This window comes from Sediminibacterium roseum (genome assembly GCF_009939005.1).
GTDB lineage: Bacteria > Bacteroidota > Bacteroidia > Chitinophagales > Chitinophagaceae > Sediminibacterium > Sediminibacterium roseum.
This window is the reverse complement of record NZ_JAACJS010000002.1, coordinates 269,638-294,868: the sequence shown is the minus strand read 5'-3', so window position 1 is coordinate 294,868 and position 25,231 is coordinate 269,638. Positions and strand designations below refer to the sequence as shown.

At 48.0% G+C, this 25,231-nt stretch carries 27 protein-coding genes; 5 read left to right on the top strand and 22 right to left on the bottom strand.

Annotation, left to right across the window (positions count from 1 at the left end; genetic code table 11):
- Positions 1–11: 11 nt before the first annotated feature.
- Complete coding sequence (locus tag GWC95_RS01265) at positions 12–1,196, bottom strand: glycosyltransferase family 87 protein (protein ID WP_161816854.1); 1,185 nt, start codon at positions 1,194–1,196, stop codon at positions 12–14.
- 127 nt (positions 1,197–1,323) lie between these two features.
- Here GWC95_RS01265 and GWC95_RS01260 point away from each other — a divergent pair, with 127 nt between their 5' ends.
- Positions 1,324–2,298 (top strand): deoxyhypusine synthase family protein, encoded by a 975-nt coding sequence (locus tag GWC95_RS01260; RefSeq protein WP_161816853.1) that lies wholly within the window; start codon positions 1,324–1,326, stop codon positions 2,296–2,298.
- Positions 2,299–2,392: 94 nt separating this feature from the next.
- The gene (locus GWC95_RS01255; RefSeq protein WP_161816852.1) at positions 2,393–2,896 is read left to right on the top strand and encodes a hypothetical protein; all 504 of its coding nucleotides are present in this window, start codon (positions 2,393–2,395) and stop codon (positions 2,894–2,896) included.
- 296 nt (positions 2,897–3,192) lie between these two features.
- Here the strand turns inward: GWC95_RS01255 and GWC95_RS01250 are convergent, their stop codons facing one another.
- The 14 genes from GWC95_RS01250 to GWC95_RS01185 all read right to left on the bottom strand — a co-directional run bounded on the left by GWC95_RS01250 (position 3,193) and on the right by GWC95_RS01185 (position 17,263).
- Positions 3,193–4,731: a M28 family peptidase gene (locus tag GWC95_RS01250; protein ID WP_161816851.1), complete on the bottom strand. Its 1,539-nt coding sequence runs from the start codon at positions 4,729–4,731 to the stop codon at positions 3,193–3,195.
- Positions 4,732–4,749: 18 nt separating this feature from the next.
- Complete coding sequence (gene rpiB, locus GWC95_RS01245; RefSeq protein WP_161816850.1) at positions 4,750–5,205, bottom strand: ribose 5-phosphate isomerase B; 456 nt, start codon at positions 5,203–5,205, stop codon at positions 4,750–4,752.
- 134 nt (positions 5,206–5,339) lie between these two features.
- Positions 5,340–6,164: a twin-arginine translocase subunit TatC gene (gene tatC / locus GWC95_RS01240; RefSeq protein ID WP_237722025.1), complete on the bottom strand. Its 825-nt coding sequence runs from the start codon at positions 6,162–6,164 to the stop codon at positions 5,340–5,342.
- A gap of 138 nt (positions 6,165–6,302) precedes the next feature.
- Positions 6,303–7,562 carry a hemolysin family protein gene (locus GWC95_RS01235; RefSeq protein WP_161816848.1) on the bottom strand — a complete coding sequence of 420 codons (1,260 nt, stop codon included), beginning with the start codon at positions 7,560–7,562 and terminating at the stop codon, positions 6,303–6,305.
- 213 nt (positions 7,563–7,775) lie between these two features.
- The gene (locus tag GWC95_RS01230; RefSeq protein ID WP_161816847.1) at positions 7,776–9,146 is read right to left on the bottom strand and encodes a DUF4097 domain-containing protein; all 1,371 of its coding nucleotides are present in this window, start codon (positions 9,144–9,146) and stop codon (positions 7,776–7,778) included.
- A gap of 29 nt (positions 9,147–9,175) precedes the next feature.
- Positions 9,176–9,910, bottom strand: coding sequence for a hypothetical protein (locus GWC95_RS01225; RefSeq protein WP_161816846.1), 735 nt, complete (start codon positions 9,908–9,910; stop codon positions 9,176–9,178).
- Positions 9,903–10,418: an RNA polymerase sigma factor gene (locus GWC95_RS01220; RefSeq protein WP_161816845.1), complete on the bottom strand. Its 516-nt coding sequence runs from the start codon at positions 10,416–10,418 to the stop codon at positions 9,903–9,905. Before GWC95_RS01220 ends, GWC95_RS01225 begins: the two co-directional genes overlap by 8 nt.
- A 207-nt stretch (positions 10,419–10,625) precedes the next feature.
- The gene (locus GWC95_RS01215) at positions 10,626–11,612 is read right to left on the bottom strand and encodes a potassium channel beta subunit family protein (RefSeq protein ID WP_161816844.1); all 987 of its coding nucleotides are present in this window, start codon (positions 11,610–11,612) and stop codon (positions 10,626–10,628) included.
- A 163-nt stretch (positions 11,613–11,775) separates the two neighbouring features.
- Complete coding sequence (lptC, locus tag GWC95_RS01210) at positions 11,776–12,420, bottom strand: LPS export ABC transporter periplasmic protein LptC (protein WP_237722024.1); 645 nt, start codon at positions 12,418–12,420, stop codon at positions 11,776–11,778.
- A 13-nt stretch (positions 12,421–12,433) separates the two neighbouring features.
- Positions 12,434–13,657, bottom strand: coding sequence for a hypothetical protein (locus tag GWC95_RS01205; protein WP_161816842.1), 1,224 nt, complete (start codon positions 13,655–13,657; stop codon positions 12,434–12,436).
- A 121-nt stretch (positions 13,658–13,778) separates the two neighbouring features.
- Complete coding sequence (locus GWC95_RS01200) at positions 13,779–14,507, bottom strand: type III pantothenate kinase (RefSeq protein WP_161816841.1); 729 nt, start codon at positions 14,505–14,507, stop codon at positions 13,779–13,781.
- 103 nt (positions 14,508–14,610) lie between these two features.
- Entirely contained in the window at positions 14,611–15,252 is a 642-nt protein-coding gene (locus GWC95_RS01195) for an LON peptidase substrate-binding domain-containing protein (protein ID WP_161816840.1), read from the bottom strand.
- 50 nt (positions 15,253–15,302) lie between these two features.
- Positions 15,303–16,067 carry a glycosyltransferase family 2 protein gene (locus tag GWC95_RS01190; protein ID WP_161816839.1) on the bottom strand — a complete coding sequence of 255 codons (765 nt, stop codon included), beginning with the start codon at positions 16,065–16,067 and terminating at the stop codon, positions 15,303–15,305.
- Entirely contained in the window at positions 16,064–17,263 is a 1,200-nt protein-coding gene (locus GWC95_RS01185; protein ID WP_161816838.1) for a hypothetical protein, read from the bottom strand. Before GWC95_RS01185 ends, GWC95_RS01190 begins: the two co-directional genes overlap by 4 nt.
- 37 nt (positions 17,264–17,300) lie before the next feature.
- Between GWC95_RS01185 and meaB the strand changes: the two genes are divergently transcribed.
- The gene (gene meaB / locus GWC95_RS01180) at positions 17,301–18,197 is read left to right on the top strand and encodes a methylmalonyl Co-A mutase-associated GTPase MeaB (RefSeq protein WP_161816837.1); all 897 of its coding nucleotides are present in this window, start codon (positions 17,301–17,303) and stop codon (positions 18,195–18,197) included.
- Positions 18,198–18,272: 75 nt separating this feature from the next.
- Here meaB and GWC95_RS01175 read toward each other — a convergent pair whose 3' ends face one another.
- Positions 18,273–18,518, bottom strand: coding sequence for a hypothetical protein (locus GWC95_RS01175; RefSeq protein ID WP_237722023.1), 246 nt, complete (start codon positions 18,516–18,518; stop codon positions 18,273–18,275).
- 75 nt (positions 18,519–18,593) lie between these two features.
- Between GWC95_RS01175 and GWC95_RS01170 the strand changes: the two genes are divergently transcribed.
- A complete protein-coding gene (locus GWC95_RS01170) occupies positions 18,594–19,892 on the top strand; it encodes an aminotransferase class V-fold PLP-dependent enzyme (protein ID WP_161816836.1) in 1,299 nt (432 codons plus the stop codon).
- An 87-nt stretch (positions 19,893–19,979) separates the two neighbouring features.
- On the opposite strand, the gene GWC95_RS01165 is transcribed toward GWC95_RS01170, so the two are convergent.
- The 5 genes from GWC95_RS01165 to GWC95_RS01145 form a co-directional block, all read right to left on the bottom strand.
- Complete coding sequence (locus GWC95_RS01165) at positions 19,980–20,105, bottom strand: 30S ribosomal protein THX (RefSeq protein WP_161816835.1); 126 nt, start codon at positions 20,103–20,105, stop codon at positions 19,980–19,982.
- Positions 20,106–20,300: 195 nt separating this feature from the next.
- Positions 20,301–20,609: an HU family DNA-binding protein gene (locus tag GWC95_RS01160; RefSeq protein ID WP_317164084.1), complete on the bottom strand. Its 309-nt coding sequence runs from the start codon at positions 20,607–20,609 to the stop codon at positions 20,301–20,303.
- Between the two features lie 285 nt (positions 20,610–20,894).
- Complete coding sequence (locus tag GWC95_RS01155; RefSeq protein WP_161816833.1) at positions 20,895–21,200, bottom strand: DUF4286 family protein; 306 nt, start codon at positions 21,198–21,200, stop codon at positions 20,895–20,897.
- Positions 21,201–21,359: 159 nt separating this feature from the next.
- Positions 21,360–22,130, bottom strand: a complete 771-nt coding sequence (locus GWC95_RS01150) for an exodeoxyribonuclease III (RefSeq protein ID WP_161816832.1) — start codon at positions 22,128–22,130, stop codon at positions 21,360–21,362.
- Positions 22,131–22,143: 13 nt separating this feature from the next.
- Positions 22,144–23,517: a hypothetical protein gene (locus GWC95_RS01145; RefSeq protein WP_161816831.1), complete on the bottom strand. Its 1,374-nt coding sequence runs from the start codon at positions 23,515–23,517 to the stop codon at positions 22,144–22,146.
- 78 nt (positions 23,518–23,595) lie between these two features.
- On the opposite strand from GWC95_RS01145, the gene GWC95_RS01140 reads away from it, so the two are divergent.
- On the top strand, positions 23,596–24,327 hold the full coding sequence (locus GWC95_RS01140; RefSeq protein WP_161816830.1) for an LOG family protein: 732 nt from the start codon (positions 23,596–23,598) through the stop codon (positions 24,325–24,327).
- Between the two features lie 96 nt (positions 24,328–24,423).
- Here GWC95_RS01140 and GWC95_RS01135 read toward each other — a convergent pair whose 3' ends face one another.
- Positions 24,424–25,209 (bottom strand): hypothetical protein, encoded by a 786-nt coding sequence (locus GWC95_RS01135; protein WP_161816829.1) that lies wholly within the window; start codon positions 25,207–25,209, stop codon positions 24,424–24,426.
- Positions 25,210–25,231 lie beyond the last annotated feature (22 nt).

The window sequence follows — 25,231 nt, the reverse complement described above, 5'->3', positions numbered from 1 at the left end:
AGTAAAGGTTCTTACACCGCTTCGTTCCGCCTCCCAAAATCCTTGAACAACATCTGCCATGCCATTACGCACCAAACCACGAAACAGGGCAATGCTTTCAGCGAATAGGGCCGTATGTAATGGTTGCGTACATAGGCCGGGAACAGGTCGGTGGCCGACAAACACGTAAGCAGCAGTACAAAAAACACCAACGCATTTTTGAGTGCGGGTTTCATCCCATCCTGTATAACATACCAGGTGGCGATACCGGTAACAGCGATCACAAACGTAGGCGATTCTGCAGAGGAACTGAAGATCACCACGCTCACCAATGCCATGCACAGGAAAGTGATGCGGAACGCAACATGTTTGTACTGTTTGAAGCGGAGAAACGGAAGGGCGTGCAGCAATGCAGCCGGCGCCAGCACAAACAGGTTGTTCATTTCGTTGATGCTGAAACTGCGGCTGATCATTCCCATCACCGAAATATCCTGTGCAAGCTTGGGCGCGATGGTGCTGGTGTTCTGCTCGTTTTTCTCTACGAGCGATTGGTACCAGTCCTGGTAAGATTGAATCACAAACGCCGGCGAAGAAATAACCATGGGCAGGCAAACCAATACAACGAGCCAGAAAGCGAACGACAAAACAAATTTCACCTTGTGTTTTGAAAAACAGAAAAATGCGATGCCGGCAACGCCATAGATTTTGGTGAGCAAACCCATTACGATAAAAAAGGCGGCCCAGAAATCATTTTCTTCTTCTACGAGCACAAAGCTCAGCAACATCCATCCTGTAAGCATCACATTGAATTGCACGTTGTGGATGGCCGTCATCATTTCAACCAGTGCAATGAGTAAAATGAGGTTGCGTTGTTTTGGGGTGAGCGACAGTTGCCTGATGGCATACAACAGTATCACCGCGTTCACGATGCACCATAGAAAACAACCGATTGCCGCGGGCATCCAGGCAAACGGCGCTATCACGATGCTGAACAAGGGCCCATAATGGTTGGTATCGAAATATTCCGCCGGGTATTCGCTGTAGAGATTGAGCTGTTTGATGGTGTGTTCAAATACACCGGTATATATCTTGTAATTGTTGATCTCCCCGCGCGCGATCTCCGCAATGGCTGCCAGGGCCGTGAGCAGAAACCAAAGGAATACGGGAACAGGTATTCGCCATTTACCGATCGTTATGTTGCTTAACAATAATTTCATAAGGCTGGTTACGGGTAAGCAAAGTATCAATAAGATTTTTCCCGTCGAAAAATAAATCCTCGCCGCGGGCCTGTTCTGCCATAAAACCGGGCAAAAAATTTACTTTTGCCCCTCAAAATCAACCATCATGAGTAAAGGACCGGTTTCCCAGTTTATACAGCATCATTACAGGCACTTCAACGCAGCCGCGCTGATCGATGCCGCGCAGGGATATGAGACGCATCTGCTTGAGGGCGGTAAAATGCTCGTGAGCCTTGCCGGCGCCATGAGTACGGCCGAGCTGGGCATCAGCCTTGCTGAAATGATCAGGCAGGACAAAGTGGCCATCATCAGTTGCACGGGCGCCAATCTTGAAGAAGACATCATGAACCTCGTTGCACACAGCCACTACAAACGGGTGCCCAACTACCGCGACCTGAGTCCGCAGGAAGAATGGGACCTCCTCGAGAACCATTACAACCGCGTTACCGATACCTGCATCCCCGAAGAAGAAGCGTTCCGCAGGCTGCAGCAACACATCCACAAGATCTGGGCGGATGCCGATAAGAGCGGTGAAAGATATTTCCCGCACGAGTACATGTACAAAATGCTGCTGAGCGGTGTATTGGAACAATACTACGAGATAGACCCCAAAAACAGCTGGATGCTGGCAGCGGCCGAGAAAAACCTGCCGATCGTGGTTCCGGGCTGGGAAGACAGTACGATGGGTAACATCTTTGCATCGTACGTGATCAAAAACGAGCTGAAAGCGAGCACGATGAAAAGCGGTATCGAATACATGGTGTGGCTCGCAGACTGGTACAGGCAGAACAGCGGCGGCAAAGGCGTGGGCTTCTTCCAGATAGGCGGCGGTATTGCCGGTGATTTCCCGATCTGCGTGGTGCCGATGATGTACCAGGACCTTGAATGGCACGATGTGCCGTTCTGGAGCTATTTCTGCCAGATCAGCGATTCAACCACGTCGTATGGCTCGTATTCGGGCGCCGTTCCCAACGAAAAGATCACCTGGGGCAAGCTGGATATCCATACGCCCAAGTTTATTGTAGAGAGCGATGCCACCATTGTGGTGCCATTGATCTTCGCTTATTTGCTGGGCTGGTAACATTCTTTAACCTTCCGTAACCTTTTTTAACACGAATTGCTCGAAATAATGCAGATTATTCAGGTAATTCGTGTTTTATTTTAAATATATAAACATGAAAAAAATAACGGCATCCCTCCTGTTCCTCGTAATCGTACTGGCAGCAGGCGCGCAAACCAAAGTGACCAAAGGCAATGTGGTGGGTAAATGGGAGATCTACTCGGTAGATGTACCCGGACAAGTCCATTACAATGTAGACAAAGATTCTATCGCTGTAAGCGATGTTGTAAAACAGGCTGCGGGCAGTGCCGCAAACCTCGAAATGGCGCTTAACATCGTAAAACAACAGTTCGCGATGTTCAAAAAAGTGAATTTCCAGTTCAATGCAAACGGAACCACGCAACTTACTTCACCTGTTGATGAAGTTGAAAAAGGAACCTACACCGTTGATGAAAAGAACAGCACCATCACTACCAGCACGATCACGTCGAAAGGTCAAAAACAAAACACTACCCTTACCAATGCCAAGATCTCCGGAGCGAACAGGCTCGAGTTCACTACCGCAAAGGCCGACGGTTCAGGCGGCGAGGTACACCTGGTTCTGAAAAAAGCGAAATAATTGTTCCTGTATTCATTGCAGGCCATACAACTTACCTGATCGAAACAGCCCGGCATTCCGGGCTGTTTTCTTTTGGAACAACGGTGGCCGTTTGGGAATCAAGTTGTGCTGATCCGGATTTTCACGGATGGACACTGCTTATTCCAACGCGGTAAAAAAGGCGTGCTGTAAACCGCCCCGTTACCTGATGCAACCCATCACGGCGCCAGGCGATGGCAGATACGGGTTATTACAAAGAAAAATCCCCGGCGTCTTTCTCTGCCGGGGATTTTTCTTTACCTGATCTTGTATGCCGTTTATCTTGAAGGCATATTCAAAGGAATATCTCTTTTCAACATGGCATCGCGGTTGGCGATCACCCATCCGGTGTGGAACACGAGTTGGGCGCGTTTTGCCATGATGTCGAATTGAATCTTGTCTACCGTATCTGTTGGCCTGTGGTAATCTGCTCCCAGCATACCATCGTAGAAGAACAGGATAGGAACGCCTTTTTTGGCGAAGTTGTAATGGTCGCTGCGATAGTAGATCCTGTTCACATCCGCCGGATCATCGTATTTGTAATCAAGTGCGATGTTTACGTATTGCTTGTTCACGGCTTCGTTGATGGGTGCGAGGTCTGAGCTCAGTTTGTCGTGGCCGATCACATAAACATAGTTCAGTGTATCGCCCTTGCGCGATGAGTCTCCTCTTCCGATCATGTCTGTGTTGAGGTCTGCAGATGCTTTCGACATATCTACTGTTGGGTGCTCAGAATAGTATTCCGATCCAAGCAATCCCTTTTCTTCTCCGCTAACCGTCATGAAGATCATGGTTCTTTTTGGCTTGTTGCCCGCTTTCGCAGCTGCGGCAAATGCTTCCGCCATCTGGATCACACCCACACTTCCTGAACCATCGTCGTCTGCACCGTAGTAAATCACGTTTCCATTTTTACCAAGGTGGTCGTAGTGGCCCGTGAGGAACACATATTCATCTTTCTTGCTGGTGCCCGGCAATACCCCGATCACATTGCTGCTCTCGAGCTGAACATTTGTTTTTTCTGCGTGGATAGACAGCTCTGCGTAGTAGTTGCCTTTGTTTACATTTTTCAGGTCAGCCAGAGCGATCGTGCTCGTTCTTCCAAACAAGGCCGAAGCCACTGCGTTTGAAATGGTGGCCGTGTAAAAATTGGTTGGCGCCGCTGCACCCCTTCCGCCTGCTGCATTACCTGCTGCTGGCGGGGCGAGCCTCATGCCTCCTTTGGTATTGGTTGGGTTCCTCTTCGAGAAATCAGCAACCGTAAGCATACCCACCGCTCCTTTTGAGAGAAGCATTCTTTGCCTTGCCTGTAACCCTGCAAAAGCCGCGCGGCCCATTACTGCGCCCGGTGTTTCGAGGATCACAACCACTTTTCCTTTCAGATCCAATCCTGTAAAATCATTTATGTTCTTGGCAGAATCATAGTTTCCGTATCCTGCAAAAACAAATTCGTTGAATTTCCAGTCGCCGGAACTGATGCCAAATGAATAGTCTTTGTCCCATTCAAATGTTTTCCCGTTCACCCTTAATTTTTTGTCGGTCAGTTGGTCCTGGTACACCGGGTACAATTGCTGGTAGCTGTCGCCGTTACCTGGTTTCAGTCCGAAGCTTTTGAATTGCGCCTCTATCCACGCCGCAGCTTTTTTCTGGCCGGGCGATGCGGTTTCGCGGCCCTCCATTTCGGGTCCAGCGAGGATGGTCAGTTTTTCTTTCAGCGCCTGAGGCGTAATGAGTGCCGCAAATTTAGCAGCCTCATCTGTTTTCTGAGCCAGCGCCACCGTTGTAGCGAAGGGCAGGCAAAGCAGTAGTAGTTTTTTCATCTGTGATTATTGTTTGAGTTAAGAGCAAGCAATTTTATTAACGCGTGTTCCATGACGGCCGCCTTCGAAAGCGGTGGTCATGAAAAGATCGACCATCTGTTCTGCCAATGCATACGAAACAAAACGCGCCGGTATGCAGATGATGTTTGCATCGTTGTGTTTGCGTACCAGCAGGGCCACATCGTTCTGCCAGCAAAGCCCTGCGCGGATCTGCTGGTGTTTGTTCGCCGTGATGGCCACACCGTTGGCACTGCCGCAAAGCAGGATGCCAAAAGCGCTTTCGCCGCTTTCAACACTCGATGCCACAGGATGGGCAAAATCAGGATAATCCACAGAATCGGGAGAATTGGTACCGAAGTTCTTTACCTCGTATCCCTTGGAGGTCAGCCAGCTGATCAGCGCATTCTTATATTCAACACCGGCATGGTCGCAGCCAATGGCGATGGGTTTGGTACTGTCGAAAACAAAACTCATGTGTATCAATTAGGGGGACTAAGATAACAGATTGCAGGAAGAGCCTCGAAAAAAATATATGAATGGGCGGGATGGGTTCAGGAGCCGGGAGCCTGGAATGAACTGGTTATTCCTTGCTCCCGCCCGCCGCTGTATTAATCCCATTCTGCCTCATCGTCCAGCTTCTGCTGTTTTGCAACGCGGGAAGAAACGATGATGCTCAGTTCATAAAGGAGCCACAATGGAATGAAAACGATCATCTGGCTCATCCAGTCGGGACTCGGCGTTATGAATGCCGCGAGAATAAGGATAACGATGATGGCGTATTTGCGTGTTTTCTTAAGGAACGATGGTGTGATGAGGCCGATCTTGGTGAGGATAAAAGCCAGTACCGGCAACTCGAATGCGAGCCCGCAACCGAGCATGATGTTGGTCAGGTTGTCTACATAATCCGAGAACGTAGGGATCGTTGTGATCATCTTCTGCGTACCCAACTGGAAACCCGCAAGGAAGTTGAAGGTGAACGGCCCAAGGAAAAAATACCCGAAAGCCGCACCGGTAAAAAAGAAGAACGATACCCAAAAGATCACGAAACGTGTGTTCTTTGCTTCCTTTTCTTTCAATGCAGGTCTTACAAAACGCCAGAACTGGTAGAAAACATAAGGGAAAGCCAGGATGATGCCCCCTACCAATGCCATGGTAATGCTTCCGAGGAACTGCCCGCCGAACGTTGTGCTCTGCATGGTCACATTAACCGGCGGCATGCAAAGGGCATCGCCCATATGCGCCCAATGGCTGAAGCGGCACAAAGCGCTGTAGGTAACGAAATCCTTGTTGATGGGGCCCGCAACCACATAGTCAAAAACCCAGTCGCGGTAAATGAAGATTACAATGGCAGCGATCAATATGGCAATCACCGAGCGGATGATGTGTGTTCTCAATTCTTCGAGATGATCTATAAACGTCATCTCTGATTTCATACCGCCCCTGTTTCTGTTAAATAGTGCCATTGCTTCTTAGACTGTTATCAGGGGTCAAAGGTAGGGGTAAGGAGAACATGAAAAATCATAAGTTTTTGAGACAAACGGCCGGCCAGCCGGGTTCCTGCCGCCTCCCGGTTACCGCAATACCTTCATTTCTACCGATTCGATCCTCGTATCGCTCACCGTCAGGATATCGAAACGGTAATCGTCGATGATAATGGTTTCTTTCTGTTTGGGAATGGCCTGGTGGGCATTGATGATGTAGCCGCTGAGGGTCTCAGATTCGCTCGCGGGAAAATCCAGGTCGTATTTTTCGTTGAGGTAGTCGAGTTCTATCCGCCCGCTGAAGATGAACTGGTCGTCCGACAATTTTTTCTCGATCAGCTCTTCTACATCGTATTCATCCTGTATTTCCCCAAAGATCTCTTCGAGCACATCTTCCATGGTAACGATGCCGGCCGTTCCGCCAAACTCGTCTACCACCCAGGCAATGCTTTTTCTTTCTTTGGTGAATTTGCTGATCAGGTCCGTTGCACTCATGCTTTCCGGAACGGCCATAACAGGATGTAGTACCGACCTGATGGAATCCGGTTTTTTGAAAAGATCGAGCTGGTGGATGTATCCCAATATAGAATCGATGTTGTCATCGTACACCACCAGTTTGCTGAGCTTGGTGCTGATGAACAGTTGCTTCGCTTCTTCAACCGATGTGGTAATGTCTATGCCTTCTATCTCCGTGCGCGGAACAAGGCATTGCCTGATCTTTACCATGGGCAGGCTCAGGGCGTTTTCGAATAATTCGGTATTGAGTTCCTGGTTGTCTTCGTCCTGCTCCTTGGTTTGCTGGAAAAAATGTTCCAGGTCTACTTTGGTAAACGCATCGTTGCGGTCGTTCACGCGAACGTTGAACAGGTACTTCAGCACCCACTGCGACACGTTTACAAAGAAATTGGTGAGCGGAGAGAACATTGTATGGAAAAAGCGTGCAACCGGTGCAAAGAAACTCAGCAAGAGGTCGCTTTTTGCGCGGAACAATGCTTTGGGAAGGAACTCGCCCAATATCAGCACCACCACGGAGGAAACCAGGGTATCGAACAGGAGTTTTAAAAATTCGTTCTCCAGGTTCAACGGGTTCCAGAGTGTTTTGCGGAGGAACTCGTGAAACAGCAATCCATAAATTACCAGCGAGATATTGAGGCCGATCAGGCAGCTCCCGATGAATTTTGCCGGGTGCTCCAGGAAGCCCGACAGGATCAGCCCGCTTTTACGGCCCTGTTTTTTCTTGAGTTCGATGCTCAACCGGTTGGCCGATATGAACGCGATCTCATAGCCCGCAAAAAAAGCGATCAGTATCAACGTCAGGATAATGAGTATGAATGTATACAGCTCGGTCATGATGGTATAAAGATAAAGCTATTGGCTTTAATTGCAATTCCCGGGCCGGAAGCTCCGGCCGCTGGCTTTAAGCCGGGAAACAGCAGTTTTTCAACATCCGGCACAAAAAAAAGTGCCCTGTAAAAACAGGGCACGTACCGATATAACAACATGAGAAATCGGCTGTGTGAGATTTATGCACATGAGAGAGTCTCGGTGTTTGCTGTGCAGTGTTTATTTAAAGTCCACTGTACAATTCTGGCATTTCATTTCCACTTTCAGCCCTTTTCCATCGCCAACAGTGGCTGTAAAACGGGATGGGTTGCTGTTGTCGCCAGAACGTGAAAACCCAAGGTTCCTGGCAACATTGCCCTGGATAATGTATGTCTCGCCGTCTTTTTTATCTTTATCAGAAGTGGTGACAGGCACCGGTACTTTTTCGAAATTGCCATATACCGAGCTGTAGTTCCCTGTAAAATCAATGGCGTAATTTTTTGTTTCGCGCAGTGGGATGCGGACGTCGGCATATTTATCGTCTATTTTAATAAGGCTGAGAGCGGGGCCCACTTTTCTCACTTTCACATCGGCATTGCTGCCGTCTACTTCCAGGGAGTTGTTGAGTTTGGTGATGCGCAGGTTGCCGTATGATTTCCGGGCGCGTACCTCGCCGGCTTCTTCCAGCTCATACTCATCGTTGCTGCTGCGGATCACGATCTTTTTGGCCGATGCCATTTCGATGGTGGATGATTTGCTTTCTATATCGAGATCGTCGATGTTCTTTGCCGTAAAGCGGCCATTTGTAAATTCCACTTCAGCCACTTTGATATCGCCCACATTGATGTTTGAATATTTTGAACGGAGCGTGAGTTTATTCAGGTTCTCCGATTCGAGGTTACTGTTGGAAATATCCAGGTTCACATCGCCGATGCCTGCCGGCAGGGTTATGTCTGAATATTTGCTTTCCACATCGATCTTGCTTCCCGCCGGCACAGTGATGGTAAGCGTTCTTTTCAGTGTGCTTTTGCTGCCGATGTTCTGTCCCGAACTGTTGAATATGGCCGCGCCGCCCTGGCTGCCAAAAGTTGAAGTTGTAGTTGTGCTGCCGATCCCGTTGTAAGAATAAACGGTTCCACCGCTGCTAACGCCTCCTGATTTGACCTTTACAGAAGTGCCCAATGTTTTTAAACTGAGGTTGAGTTTGTCAAACCATTCTTCATCGGTTAATTTGGGCTCGCCGTCGTAATAAACCGTGGTGGTCACTTTTACTTTTGGCTGGTCCCATGTTTTTATAACAACGCCGCGTGATGTATTTTCAATATAGATCTCGCCGCCCTTGGGCATCGCGATCTCCTTGCTCACCTCTTTCGATTTCAGGTCCTCCATTTTGAAGTCTTTGCCCGAGGTAAAAACATAATCTATGTTGTTGGTGGAATAGGAATATCCGTGTCCTACCGAAGCAAGCGCTGGCGACGGTGCCGTTGCTCCTGTTACGCTGATCGATGTTTCGGATGCGCTGCGGGCGCGTGGCGCCTGTACGCCGGTAACCTGTGCATTGGCGGCGGTAGTGGATGCCAGCAAAACAAGGCCCATTAAAAAAGTATTCATTTTCATTGTTTTCATTTTTCAAAAAGAGTTTAGAGATTCAGGAAATAAGTTTTAACAGGATCAACAGGTACACGGTTTTGTTTGTAGCGGTTGTTGGTCTTGTTCATTTCAATCTGGAGTTGTTTAAGTGTGTTGAGTTTTTGTTGGTACAGATTGATCAGTTGATCGAGCAATTGATCATTCATGCCGCGCTTTGCAATGTCTGATTTGATTACTTTCTCATCCCTTTCCATCTGCTTGATCTGTATTTTAAAATCATCAAAATATTCCGGCGACTCTGCATACATCGGCATGCTGCTTACCCTGTCGCGTTGCAGGTTGATCACCTGGGTGAAACTTGACTCTATATTTCTGAGTGTGGCCAGCGCCGCATCGTTAGCATGGGCCGGTTTTTCAAGGGTTTTGTTTTTAGGATGTGGTTTTGTTTTCGCTGCTGCCAGCAGGGGCTCCTGTTTTGTTTCGGGAACGATCTCTTCGGGCAGTATGTTTTCTTCCCTGGCCGCGGGCGTATCAACTTTGGCTGGGGCTACAGCAATTTCTGTTTGTGCCGGCACGTCTTTTTTGTTGCTGAGAACGGACCACAGTCCGATCCCTGCCAGTGCAAGTATGCATGCCGCAGCGGCCCAGCGCGTAACCATCAGCACCACCGATGGTTTTTTCACCGCTGCCGATCCGCGCCTGATGTTTTGCCACACCTGCTCACCTGGCTCATCGAGATCGAGCTCGCGGGCGTTGTTCTGAATATATTTTTTGAATTCATCCATGTATCTGTAATTGCTTTGTAATTCTTTCTTTGAGTAATGTTCTCGCCCGGTGGTACTGGCTCTTGCTGGTTGATTCCGAGATCCCGAGCTGGTCTGCTATGTCTTTGTGGCTATAGTCTTCCACCACAAAAAGATTGAACACCTGCCGGCAGCCATCGGGTAAACTTTTGATCTCTTTGTGAATGATCTCGAAGCTTACCGTTTTCCACCATTCTGTTGCTTCATCGGCCGTGTTGTTCCTTTCGTCTTCCCATTCGTTCCAGTAAAAGGTTTTTTTACCGCTTCGGATGCATTCGTTTACCACGATCCGTTTGAGCCATCCGCCAAACTGAAGCGGGTCTTTTAACTGGTCCAGGTTTTTGAAGGCGAGTATAAAGGCATCCTGCAAAACATCTTCTGCATCGTTGCGATTTCCCGTCATCCGCGTGCAGATGTTGAACATCGCCTTGCTATATTGCCGGTATAGCCAGGCCTGCGCCTCTGCATCGCCCTTGCAGGCTTTTCTCACAACAGCCGTTTGTATATGGTTAGCCTGTTCCAATGTCTCGGTAATAAGAGATGAGATGGTTTAAAAGGTTGGAAGGGTGGGTCAAATTTTTTTTCGGCCCATCCGAAACACACAAGGCACAGGCAAACAGGGCAAGGGCATAAAATTTACGCTTCTATCCTTGAAACCTGTCTTCCTGTGCCTTGTACCTTGTTCATGGCCCGCCCGTTAAGCCAGGTCCATAAACGGTTTATTCTCCAGTATTCCCTCAATTTTAGCCAGTACATCGTCTGTAAGCACGGCCAGGGCGTCGAGCGCCTTGAGGTTTTGGTGAAGCTGTTCCGGTTTGGTGGCGCCCAGTATGGCGGTGGTTACATTCGGGTTCTTTACCGTCCAGGCAATGGCGAGGGCGGCCAGGCTCACGCCCAGTTCGTTTGCCAGCACACCGAGTTTTTTCACTTTTTCGAGCTTGGCCTCCTGCAGCCAGCGGTTCTTGAGCCAGTCGAAACCTTCAATGGCCAGCCGCGAATCGGGCGGAACACCGTTGTTGTACTTGCCCGTTAAAAAACCTGCTGCAAGCGGGCTCCAGATCGTGGTGCCCAGGCCTACATTCTTGAATACGGGCAGGTAGTCCTGCTCCATTTTAAAGCGTTCGAACATGTTGTACTGTGGTTGTTCCACCGTTGGGCCGATCAGGTGGTACTGGTGCGCCACACGGTGCGCCTCCATGATCTCGGCGCCGCTCCATTGGCTCGTTCCCCAATATAATATTTTTCCTTGCTGGATGAGGTTGTGCATCGTCCATACCACTTCTTCAATCGGAACGGCGGTATCGGGGCGGTGACAGAAATAAAGATCGAGGTAGTCGCTCTGCAAACGGCCAAGTGCCTCGTGACAGGCTTCTACGATGTGTTTGCGGCTGAGGCCCGTCTGGTTGGGTTTGTTGGGATTTCTCCAGCCAAAATAAACCTTGGAAGAGAGGGTGTACGAGCTGCGGTCCCAGTTTTTCTGTTTGAGCACACGGCCCATCATTTTTTCGCTCTCGCCAAAGGCATAGCCTTCCGCATTGTCGAAAAAATTAATACCGTTGTCGTAGGCAATGCCCATGAGTTCATCGGCGCTGTTATCGGCAATCTGCTTGTGAAAAGTGACCCAGCTACCGAGGCTCAAAACGCTTAACTGTAAACCGGTTCGACCCATTCTCCTGTATTCCATAAGAGTGCATTTTTTAGAGAAGCAATTTAGCGATAAATCGGTGACATGGAAGGGATGGATGAACAATTGGGAATTAGGAATTAGTAATTAGGAATGGGGAATGAATGGCGAATCCGGTTTTCGCTACTTTACGATAAAACAGGAGAGATCATGGTGTGTGGCGTTATATCGGCCTGGCCGTCATAGAGGGCCTGATCTTCGGGGCTGAATCCAGTGCAGCGGGAGCGGGAGCCGGGCTGCTGCCGGACTGTGTGCTATCCGGCACAAAGAAAAAACTATCGTCCTTCAACATGAAGAACTGCAGGTGTTTGAAATCCTGTGTTGCGCTCAATCCATTCAATGGCGTAAAACGTGTGCGGCCAAAGTTGCGTATAACAACCGCTTTTTTGTTGGTGTAGAATTTCTCCGCGGTTTGATCCCAGTACATATCCTCACAAAAAAGCGTATCGCCCTTGTTGTTGAAGAAAACAACGTTTCCGCGCAGGTAAATCTTGTTGTCGTTCTCTTTGTAGCGGCCATAGTCGGCATTGAGCTGGCTCTCGATCTGTTTGGTGCTGTCGTTAAAAAAATCTACATGGAGCGTGTTCGGGAACTCAGACATTTTACCGCTGTCGCCATCCGAACGCAGCAGCAATGGAGCGGTAAGGTGCGCGCGCATTTTGCCGTTCATGCTGAGGTAGCTTTCTATGTTCCTGCCTTCTTCAACATTCGCTTTGCGCCTGCCCAGTTCGCGTACCTCGTTCACATCGTTCTCACAGGCGCATACAAAAAAGCAGCCGGTTAGAAGGGCTGCCTTAATTATGTTCATGGGATGTGAAAGATTAGTCATACTTACGTTTGATGAACCAAAGATCGCTCAAACTCATACCCAAAGAAAACTGGAAATAGGTTTCTGTGATATTGTTAACAGATGACCCGCGTTTGCCAAATTCAAATGCCGTATTGAGGAAGGTGAACTGGTTATCGTAGGTTCTCCACCTGCGCACCGGCAATCCCGCGCCGAACGAAAATCCATATTTCTTCAGGCCATTGCCATCCGGGTTGAGGTAATCCCTTCCCATGTGGTAGCCCAGGCGGTAGTTCACGGTGCTCCAGTAGCTGTTGCCTGTACCGGGACCGGGGCAGAACTGTGTTCCTATTTTGAACTGCCAGCTGTCAGACAGCTGGTCGGGCGTATTGTAAAAGCGGTATTTGGTCCATTGAGTAGCGGTATACTCGGCGCCAACAGACCACATCTCAAACAAACCCCTTGGCGATGTAACTGTTTTGTGAAGTGTGATGCCTGCAGCATAGGTAGAAGGCAGGGCGATGGTTCCTTTTACATCAGACTGTTCGAACACCGAATCCACTTTGATATCGCCGGTTGTACCGTTGATTACAAAAGTATTCTTGGTAATATCCTGCGTTGCGTTGATATTCTGTTTCAGGGAGCCCGTTACACCCAGGCGCAGCAGGTAGTTGGACGTTGTTTTGGTTTCTGCCACTTCTTTTTTGTAGACCGAGAATTCGTACTGCAAGCCGCCCTCGAGGAATATGCCGCTGAAAGAAGTGTTGCTGTTTGATTTTGCGTGGTAGTAATTCACCGTATCATTCAGAAATACCTTCTTGGTAGAAACCTCTTTTCGTCCAAAATTGAACCCGGTGTTGAGGCCGATGCTCAATCCTTTCCATTTCTTGCCTATTCCAACAAAAGCCTGGTTCATACCGCCGCTTCCCTCGTAAATGGTGGCGAGGCTATCGCCCGCGGTGCGGTCCCTGGTCTGGATAGAGTAGCTGATGTTGGTGATCGGTTTCAACCCAAATGCCAATCCCAGCCCCTTGGTTTTTGCCAACGGAACACCAATGGTGATGTAGGAAGGGATAAAATTATTGGTGCTGAACTTACTCAATGGCGTTTTGCTGCTCAGGTTTCTCGAATCGATGGTGAAAGCAAGGTCGAAAGTAGTAACGTAAAGACTGCTGTAGGTGGCGGGATTGCTGGTGTTGATGGATTGTCCCACGTTGTTGTTGAGCCCATCGGCATAGGCAGCCGTTAATCCGCCCATTGAGCGGCTGATTACGTGCTGGTTTGTATAATATTCACCCAAACCAAACCTGGTAAAAGGAGAGTTCTGTTGCGCCTCGGAGGTTAGCAGAAAAAAAACCGGTAAAAATGCTAAGCAGAGCCTAGCGATTGTTGTACTCACTGATCGCATACAAGCCTTTGTAAATTAAGTTAGGGTCGGCAAATATCTTGTTTTTTAGGTGCGGTACAAAAAAACCCATATCGCCCCCGGTTAAGAGCACGTTAAAGTTGCTGTATTTTAAGGCATATGCTTCTATAATTCCGTCAATTTCCTTACACATGCCAAGGATCACACCGCTGAGTATGTTGGTTTTGGTGTCGAACCCAACCAGTGGAAAGTTGCCATCCGGTGTAACGAGGGGCAAAAGCGCCGTTTGTTCATGCATGGCCCTGAACCGCATATTCATACCCGGCGAGATGCTTCCGCCGAGGAACTCCTTTTTGTTGTTGATGTAATTATACGTGATACAGGTGCCTAACCCAATGGCCAGGTTATGACTGCCCGGGAAAAGATCCACCGCGGCCGCGCAGATCGCGAGCCTGTCGGCGCCGATGGTCTCGGGTTTTCCCACAGGCGTGGTAAGCGGCAGTTTGCTATTGTAATCGAGCTTGTGAAACTGCGTGTGCCTGGCCAGCAGGCTTTCGATGTGCAGCGGATGATTGATCACCGAAGAGAGAATGGATTTGGTTGGCTTGTATTGGTCGATCAGCTCCTGGATAGAGGTTTCTTCTGCGGTAAACAGTACTCTTTCTTCCTTGAAATTGCGGTCCTCAAAAACCGCGCATTTCAAACGCGTATTGCCAAAATCGAAACAGAGGGTTGTCTGCATGGTTGGTTGGTTTTCCGTGGGTCAATAGCGGCGAGTGAATTTGTTTTTATGCCAGGAGGAATGTATCCTGCATTTCATTCACCCTCACTATCTGCATCCACGCTCAAAAGTCGAAGTTAAACCCTTTCATCTCTCTAAAATGCCCGTTCAACTGTATCTTTTCTTTCAGGTTTTCCATTCCGGCCACCACGGGCAGCACTTTTGAGAGATGGCGCTTGAGGTATTCGAGGCGCTGCATTTCGTGAAGCAGCGATAGTATTTCGTATTCTTCTTCAATAGAAAGCCCGGCATGATGGGCGAGGTCGTAACTTTTTAATGCATCATCCGGTTTTGAAAAATCTTTGCTCACATTGAGCAGTTTGTGCAACTCGCGTATGCCCATGATCACTTTTCGCAACAGTTCCTGGTGGCCCGTTTCTATGTTCTTTGGATAATTTACGATCGCGCCGCTGTATAATTTTCCCGGGATGGATTTTACCACTTCCAATATCCTGAACACCTCCATCCCCTGGACACGGATGTCCATTTTGCCGTCTTCGTATACTTCTGCTATTTCTTTGACAGCTACCAATGTGCCCATTTCCGCAACACCGTTCGACAATACCGCAGGAACGCCGAATGGCTTTGCCTCTGCATAACATTCATGGATCAGCTGCCTGTAACGCGGTTCAAAAATGTGGAGGTTGAGTTTTTCGCCTGGGTAAACCACCATTGCCAAGGGAAATATCGGAACAAAATTGGTCATGCGGCAAAGCTAAAAAAAACATGCCTGTGCACACCCATGCGCCGCCGGCCTCATGCACGCCCGTTCCTGTTCATCTCGCGCAGCCGTACATATTTCAGCCAGGTATACCACGCATTCATACGGGCAACTGTAAACCCGGCTTCTCCATCGAGGAAACCGAGACGGAAAAAATAATTCTTGATGAACGAAAAAACAGGTGCAATGCGGCATTGCAGCCACGATGCTTTTTTCCCCTGCAGGCGGTATTTTTCTGCGTTCAGCATGGCATAACCAACCGTTTTCGCGGCAAAGTCGTGGATGTTGCGGGATGTATAATGATGGATATACCCCCCGATGGTCTTCTTTTTTGTATCCTCCGGAAAGATCAGTCCCTCATGCACCGCCGCTTCGTTCCAGGCAACACGCGTGCGGTTGTAAAGGCGTATGTGCTGGTCGTTTGACCATTCGCCGTACCTGATCATCACATCACCCAAAAAAGCGCGGAAACGGATATTGAATACAGTGGATGGATCGGTGAACGAGAGCCCGTTCAGCGTTTGCGTAAGCGTTTCGTCGATGATCTCGTCGGCATCTATAGACAGGATCCAATCGTGTTGCGCGGCGGCCACGCCTTTGTTTTTGTTGGTACCATACCCCTGCCAGTCCATTTCTATCAAACGTGCACCGGCAGCCAATACGATGGATTGTGTGCCATCGGTACTGCCGCTGTCTACCACCACCACATCCCCCGATACACGTTGTGCGGCAGCGATGGTACGGGCGATGATGTGTGCTTCATTTCTGCAAATGATCACGACCGAAATAGCAGGGTTCATGCGTTGGGTTTGGTTAATTTCCGTTGCCCAAAGAAAGCAATAAAAGCCAGTATTACCACGCCGTATTGCCCTTCCAATGTATCGTCGATCAAAAAAGGGATGAGCGTGGTTGCCGATAACACAAACGACAATGCATTTTTGGAAGTGGTGGCATAAAGCAGCAACAGCAATCCCCCGGTAAAAAATAAAAAACCCGGCCAGCCGGCCGCAGCGCCGTAAACGAGCCATTCGCTGGCGGGCAAGAAACGATCAGACGCAGGGCTCTGCGGGTTATTTGCATCGTGCCATTTGTTAACCGCCATCAACACATCGCCCGCACCAACGCCTGTTACACGATTGGCCGTCATAACCGCATACCCCGCCCGCATAGACAGCCATCGCGCGCCATCGCTGTAACCGGGCATGGCATTGCCTTTTGAATAGTGCTGGAAATCATACACAACATATTGAATGCGGTTCCGGAGCGTGGGTATGGTTTTGTAGGCAGCGAATGCCATCACTACAACAGCAACGGCAAGGGCGGCACCTGTTCTCCATTTTTTTTGGATGAACACGAGATGAAAAAAATAAAGGATGCCTCCGCCATACAAACAGGCCAACCCCGTTTTCGCGGCAAGGATGTGCAGGTAAATGATAAGGAACAACACCACCAGCGAAAGAAATATTTTTACAACGGTCTTTTTTTCTTCCACCAAACAATACAATCCCAGGAACACGGCAACCGCTGCCAACCAGCTGAAACGGATGTGGTCGTTGTCCATCAGCGTGGGTAATGTCTTGGCCCTCAGGTACGCTTCCTGTATGGCAAAAGAATATTGCGAGAGGCTCCAGCAGCAGCCGGCTGCAGCGATGAACAACAAAACAAAAACAAGCTGTTTCCACCGCGCAAAAGAAAATTCAACGCTGCACAGGCCCAGCATCAGGGTGAGCAGGGGTAATTTAATTGATACGCTGTTCCACCAGGATGCTTTGTCTTCGCTCCACAACCCCGAGACAAGCGGTGGCAACATCAGCAACGCGATTGCAAAAAGACAGGCGGGTTCCATTTTTCGTGCATTAAAAAAGAAAGGCACCACAACAAGCACCGACGCAAAAGAAACAACTGCGCGGCTCACCAGCAAACCGATCAGCAAAGCAACCAGTAAGCCAAACACCCATAGCTGCTGCCAATTATTTTTCGATCCGCTTTGCATCATTCATCTAAATTCGTGTATAGATTTTACTTTAGCAATCATGTGGAAGGAATTATTGCACGATATTATCAACGGCAACGCAAAATCGCTCGCCCGCGCCATTTCTCTTGTGGAGAATGAAGTGGATGGGTATGATGAATTGTTGCTGCAGCTTCCACCCTCATCAACAAAGATCATCGGCATCACCGGCCCGCCGGGCGCAGGTAAAAGCACATTGGTAGACGCATTGATCGGTGAGATGGTTGCGCAGGGAAAAAAAGTAGGCGTGCTTTGTATCGATCCCTCTTCGCCTTTTAACCTGGGTGCACTGTTGGGCGACAGGATACGGATGAGCGAATGGTACAACCATCCCAACGTTTTTATACGGTCGCTGGCCACACGCGGCAGCCTGGGTGGGCTCCACCCCAAAATCATTGAGATCGCAGATGTGATGAAGGCAGCAGGTTTTGATCAATTGATCATAGAAACGGTTGGAGTGGGACAAAGCGAAATAGAGATTGCGGGTCTTGCAGATACCACCGTGGTGGTGGTGGTTCCCGAGGCGGGCGACGAGGTACAAACCATGAAGGCCGGGTTGATGGAGATCGCCGACATCTTCGTAGTAAACAAGGCCGACCGCCCTGATGCAAATACATTCGTAAAAAACCTGCAGTTGATGCTTGCACCGGCTTTCCACAAAAAAGCAAATGAAATCGCGATCGTAAAAACAGTGGCGTTGCAGAAGGAAGGGGTAAGCGAATTGTTGGGTAAGATAGAGGAACATCAATCGCAGGCGGGCAAGTCAGATAAGAAATACTGGTTGCTGGCAGAGAAGGCCTTTCACTTGATACAGCAGTACCGGATGAAGGATGTTGACAAGGCGCGTTTAAAAAAAGAAATAGAAGAGAGTGGGGATATTAATTTGTATGGGTTTATAAAAGCGTATTTGCGGGAATAGTTTCCTTTTTTCTTGGGGGGAGTGAAGCTTGGTGTTTTTTTTGCCACGGATTACACGGATTTTCACGGAGGGGGGTTAGTGGAGGCCTTCGTTGTCTGGGGGGTTGTTGAATCTTTTTTCATTCTTCCACCATCTCCACCCGATGTATCCCATGATGGCGAACGGGGCAAAGGCCATGTAAAGTATGGCCGAATTCAATGCGGAAGCAGGGCCGTCGCCGAGTTGCGAGGCCGTTTTGGTGCAGATGGAACATTGGGCATGCAGCGCCTGGGTTCCGAAGGCTGCGAACATGGCCAAAGTGAACAGAGCTTTCTTCCTCATTTCAAATTCAATTTCGGTGCAAAGATATGATTGTAAATAATGCAGAATCGTTAACTTTCTTTCTCAATTATTACAATGGAACCTCGCAGAAAGTTCATTCAGAAAATGGGGCTGCTGGCCGGCGCCTTTTCTGCCAACAATATCTTTAACGAATTACATGCTGCTTCCTGGGATGCTGCCGGGCAAAAGATCGATGGCCTTGCGCCTGAAACCGTTGCGGCCGACGAAGATTACTGGAGCGTGATACAACAGGGGTATTCCGTTGATTCAAACCTGATCATCCTCAACAACGGCGGCGTGAGCCCCTCGCCCCGCGTGGTGCAGGATGCCGTTGAACGTTACAACAAACTCTCCAACCAGGGGCCATCGTATTACATGTGGCGCATACTGGACCAGGGCCGTGAGCCCTTGCGGCAGAAACTTGCGGTGCTTGCCGGCTGTTCGGCAGAAGAGATCGCCATCAACAGGAATACAACGGAAGCTTTGAATACGGTGATCTACGGGCTCGACCTGAGAGCAGGCGATGAGGTGATCGGAACCAAACAGGATTATCCGAACATGATCCAGGCCTACAAACAACGCGCGCTGCGCGAGGGCATTGTTTACACGCAGCTGAGTTTCAATTTCCCGGTAGAGAGCGATGCGGAGATCGTTGAAGCCTTTGAAAAAGCCATCACGCCAAAAACAAAACTGATCCATGTAACGCACATCATCAACTGGGTGGGACAGATTATGCCCGTTAAAAAAATATGCGCGATGGCGAGGAAGCACAACATAGAAGTGATCGTGGATGGTGCGCACTCGTTCGGGTTGCTCGATTTCAAGATCCCCGAACTGGGCTGCGATTATTTTGGAACAAGCCTGCACAAGTTCCTGAGCGCACCCATCGGCTCCGGTATGTTGTGGATCAAAAAAGAAAAAATAGAAAAGATCTGGCCCCTGTTGTGCAACAGCGAGCCACGCAGCGCCGACATCCGCAAGTTTGAAACCCTTGGTACCCGCAGCTTCCCGATTGAGCAGGGCATTGGCGAAGCGGTGAATTTTCAGAACGCCATCGGCAGCAAAAGAAAAGAAGAACGCATACGCTACCTTAAAAACTATTGGGCAAACAAAGTGAAAGACATTCCCAAAGTTAAAATACACACCTCCTTCAAACCCGAATATTCCTGCGCCATCTGCGGCGTTTCGGTGGACGGCATGACACCCGGGGAGCTCGACAGCGCCCTGTTCAGTACCTACAAAATACACACGGTGGGAATCGTTTGGGAGAACATTTCCTGCGTACGCGTTACACCACACGTATACACCAAACTGCAGGATCTCGATAAACTGGTATTGGCAATTGAGGAAATTGCGGGAAGGAAAAAACAATAGACCCGGAAGGAAACAAAGAAGTTAAAACAAGAGAGAAACAGGAACACAAACCCGCGGCCCGCATTCCTGCTCCTTTGATCTTATTTTTTAGCTTGCCTGTTCAGCAGTTCTCACAACAGGTTTTTTGCTTTTTGTAGCAGTTGCAGGCCTTGATTTACCGTAAGAACCTTTGAATCTTTTTCCTTTTGCGGTCTTTTTGTCGCCACGTCCCATGATTGATAATTTTTAAATGAGTGGCAAATATAAGAAATCCTGGAAAGTAATGCAGAACGGCTTTTCAGCCACAGATTTCAGGATTAACACAGAAGTTCACGTACGAAGTGGTTCAACTGTGTTAATCCTGAAATCTGTGGCAATAAAAAGCCCTCACAATTGCGAGGGCCCATAATTTTTACTTGCCAACAGGAATTAGAGTTTTGCACTCAATTCTTTACCAGCTTTGAATTTTGCAACTTTTTTTGCTTTGATCTTGATCGCAGCGCCTGTTTGCGGGTTGCGGCCTGTACGTGCAGCACGTTTAGAAACAGAGAAAGTGCCAAATCCTACTAAAGTAACTTTGTCGCCTTTTTTCAGTGTTTTGGTAACTGCGCCAACAAAAGAATCGAGGGCCGCGTTAGCTTGTGTTTTTGTTACGCCTGCATCTTCAGCGATCTGCGCAATTAATTCAGCTTTGTTCATAGATGTGTTTTTAAATTGGTTTTTAACGAGGCGACAAATTTATTCGCTTTTCTCAATCGGCAAAATATTTTTATTATTTGGAAACAAGTGTTTTTTCGCCGCAAAAGCCGTATGAATAAAGGATTTCAGCCGATCCTGTTTTTCCCACCTCTCTTCGCTCTTACATTCTTATTCCCTGAAACCCTTATACAGCAAGGGTTTCAGCCCCCAATCGCTGAAATTCAACACCCGAGCGGGTTTCAGCGGAATATAACCAAGATTTGTGATTACCAAAATGAATTTAGCAAACTATCCACAAGCAATTAACAAAGGGGCCGCAGGTTTTTATGCAACAACTTCCATCAGGGAACGGAAGCTGAAATATTGATCGCCCCATGTCTGTTTTACATCATCGCGCAGTTTGTTTGCATGCAGTTCGATGTAATTATCGTATTCCGTTTTACCTGCGGCATAAAACTGTACCGCGTAGGTTGGGCCATCCGTTTCATCGGTTTCAAGTATCCGAACAAAACGGTAATCCGTAAAACATCCGCTGTTCATCACATCATCAATGTGCTTCTCTTTCATCCACTGCACCCACGCTTCGTGGATGGACCAGGAGATTTGGGTGGTTACGTTGTAAATCAACATTATAATTAGCAATTAGTAATTAGGAATTAAGAATTGGTAAAGACATTTTCAATTGGTAATCAGTAATCAGGAATTAGGAATTAAGCAAACGCATTTACAAATTGATAATCGGTAATGGTAACCAGCAATCAACAATTCCTAATTCCTAATTACTAATTCCTAATTAATCAGTTCTGCGTATATCGGACAATGGTCACTGTGTTTTACATCGGGGTAGATTTTTGCATCCTTCAGTTTTGCTTTTAGTTCTTTTGTGATGCAGATGTAGTCGATCCTCCACCCTTTGTTTTGGGCGCGCACCGTGGGGAAGCGCTGGCTCCACCATGAGTAGCCGCCTGTGGTTGTGGGGTTCAGCTCGCGGTAGGTGTCGATCCAGTCTGCCTGCAGAAAAGAATCCATCCAGGCCCTTTCTTCCGGTAAAAAACCCGATGAGTTCTTGTTCCCCTTGGGGTCGTGGATGTCTATTTCCTTGTGTGCAATATTGTAATCGCCAACCACTACCAGGTTCTTTCTTGTTTTACGCAGCTCCTGCAGGTAGTCGAAAAATTCATTCAGCCACTGGTATTTGTAGGTTTGGCGTTCGTCGCCGCTGGTTCCGGAGGGATAATAGGCATTGACCAGTGTTACATCGCCAAAATCGGCGCGTATCACCCTGCCTTCAAAATCGCTTTGCTCAATGGCATGGCCGTATGCTACATGGTCGGGTTTTATCCTGGTAAAGATGGCAACACCGCTGTAGCCTTTTTTCTGCGCAGAGAACCAATAGGTTTCATAACCGAGCGCCTCGATCTTTTTGTAGTCTACATTGTCTTTCATCGCCTTTGTTTCCTGCAGGCAGATGATATCGGCCGGGTCGGTTGCCAGCCAATCTGTAAAACCTTTGTTGATCGCCGAACGGATCCCGTTCACATTGTAAGAGATAATGCGCATGTAGAAGTTTTGTTTATTCAAAAAAACGGTTGAACCCGATCATCAGCAAAGGGTTCAATATATCGGACGATAAAGATGCATCAAAAACAACAAATTTTTCAGGGTTAAATTTCCCCTGGGCGATGCAAACCAGCTTGTCATCGATAAAAATTTCCTTTACGTTATTTCCATTCCCGCTGCATTTTACCGTGAATTTCCTTTGGGCAATCGTTCCCTTCACGATGTACTCATACCGTACGGGCTCCGGCTGCAATGCGGGCGCGATCGTAAAAAAAGAACTGCTGTCGACTCCATTGAAAACCTTTGCAGGAACTATTTTTTTTGTTTCGTCAAACTTATTGGTCTGTATCGTAAACCTCGCGAGCGTATCGTTCTCAAGAAACAGGTAATGGAAATCGAGCGGCAGAAAATTGGTAAAAGTGTACGGTTCAGGGAGAACCGTTGCGGGGTCTACCTGTACGCAGAGTTTTACAAGGTAATTTTTATCGCGCACCACATCCCTGCACACCTGGCGCAGGAAAACAAAATCGGAAGAAGCGTAATTGGGCCGGCTTTTTACCACCGATACAAAATCATCATTGTACGACTGCGCTTTTTTCCCTCTGAGAATGATCTCTTCGTATTCGGCAACACCTAAACGGATCATCTCGTTCTGGCCCTGGTATACATAAGAACCGATGCTTTTATTGGTAGTAACAAAAGTGCGTGGCTTGTTTGTGGTTTGCGGCAGAATGTAATCATCCACCATAAATGCCGGTGATGCCTTGATCTCGATCAGCGTGAGTTCGTTCTTCGGGTCGAACAAAATGCCGGTAGCGGCGCGGAACATTTCTGTAAACGCTTTTGGTGTAAGAAACAATTTACCAAGCCTTGTACTGTACGGAACACCCATGCCTACAGACTCCGCGCTGGTGATCACCACATTGAGCTCCTCGCCAAATACCTGTTTTTTATCGGAGCGAAAAATATAGGCGCGAAGTAAGAACACCGTTTTGGCGCGGGTCTGCATATTGGTATCAACAGACAAAAGCCTTTCGGCAGGTGCGAAATAGGATCCGGGCAGTGTTTCAAACAGGTCGAGATAGAGATGAAACAAAGAAGTGTCTTTGTCGTTGAAAGAAACATCTCCCCCATTCAGATCGGCTATCCGGGAAGGAAACTCAATATTGGCCAGCGTTGAAGTGTCGGCCAGGGATGGGAAACCCGAGCGCTCAAACGTACGGTTCAGGTGGGATGCGATCGTTCTTTTGATACCGGCGTCTTTGAGGTAAGACATGGTTGGCCCAACCGCAGACAGGCAACGCATTTTTTCAAGTATTATTTTTTTCTGAGCGGAGGTATTGTGCAGGCAAAAGACAACGGCAATAAATGTTAATAGTCTTCTCATTTTCATACAGCAGAGGTTGAGCGTTATCTTTACCGTCAAATATTGTGCTAATTTGGGTTTTTATTGAATACAAAGGACATGGAAAAGACAGAACGCATCATACCCGCAAAAGAATCGGTTTACCTGGATGGCCCAAAGCCGCGTGTGAATGAATTCTTTTTTGCTTTGGATATCTTTCTTCAATTCATCAAAGGTTTCAGGACCCTGCATTTTGTGGGGCCTTGTATTACCGTTTTCGGTTCGGCGCGTTTCAAAGAGGGCGACAGGTATTACGAGGCTTCGCGCGAGTTTGGCAAACGCATTGCGGAGCTTGGTTTCACCACCATGACCGGTGGCGGGCCCGGCGTAATGGAAGCCGCCAACCGTGGCGCTTATGAGAATGGCGGAACATCGGTCGGCTGCAACATCAAATTGCCGTTTGAGCAAACACCAAACCCTTACATGCACAAGTGGATCACGTTCGATTACTTTTTTGTGCGCAAGGTGATGCTCATCAAATATTCGTATGCCTTCATCATCATGCCAGGTGGGTTTGGAACAATGGATGAATTTTTTGAGGCCATCACCCTGATACAAACAAAATCGATCACCAATTTCCCTATCGTTTTGTTCGGCAAAGAATACTACCAGCCCCTGATGGGCGCCATCGATGATATGGTACTTAAAGGAACCATCTCGGATGTTGATAAAAAACTGATCCTTCTTACCGATGACATGAGCGAAGCGATGCAATACATCCAGGCATACATCGCAAAGAATTTCAAAGTAAAACCAAGGAGAAGGCTGTGGTGGCTATTAGAGAAACGATAAACTTAATTAGGAATTAGGAATTGAGTCGTTGGAAGATCAATTGTTAATCAACAGCCCCAATTACTAATTACTAATTCCTAATTACTAATTACTAATTTATAGGGTGATCCCTAGACTCAGGATCAGCTCATAGGTTCCAAACGCCTGTTTTGCCGTTCCCTCGTAAATCTTGAGGTTGGAGTAGCGGGCGTAATCGAGTTTGTTGGAGAATTCCAGGAAAACCGTTTTGTAGAATGTTGCGCGTACGGCGCCTTCCACGCCTATGTTCCATCCACCAAGCTGGAAACCCGGGTCGTTTGCTTTCCCGAAAAAACTATTCTGTACATGGGGAATTACAGGGCCGATGCCCGCTTTACCCAATGCGTCTATCTTAAAGTTGCCCGTTTTGCTCTCCTGCCAGTTCCATCTTTTTACGATGTTGAAAAGAAGAAAATTTGCGCCGTTGTTGAGGTAATAATAAAAACCGTTTGCTTCAGAAAAACCGATCGTTGAGTCGGTTTGCCTTCCATTCAAAACGCCGGAAAGCCGAACGGATTGGCCATCCTGGATGATGTGTTTTGTATGATCAAAATTGATCTCAAACGCAAGACCCTTTTTTTTATTGAAGAAAAATCCCAACCTGTAATTGTATTGCGGAATGCTGATGGGGATGCTGAACAAACCCTCATCCCAACCCGGGTGGTCGTGCGACCGTACGCTTTTCAATTTATAATTGTTATTGAGCGAGGGCTGGCTCACCTTCACATCTGAGCGCGTATACCACTCTTTGTTATAGCCCCAGGAAAAATAGAATTCGCCTTTGCGTTCTTTCTTTTTTTCCTGCGCATGTACAAGCAGCGGCGCGATTAAAATCAGCAGTATTGTAGTTCTGAAGTTTCTCACAACAGCGTTTTTAAAAAATTAG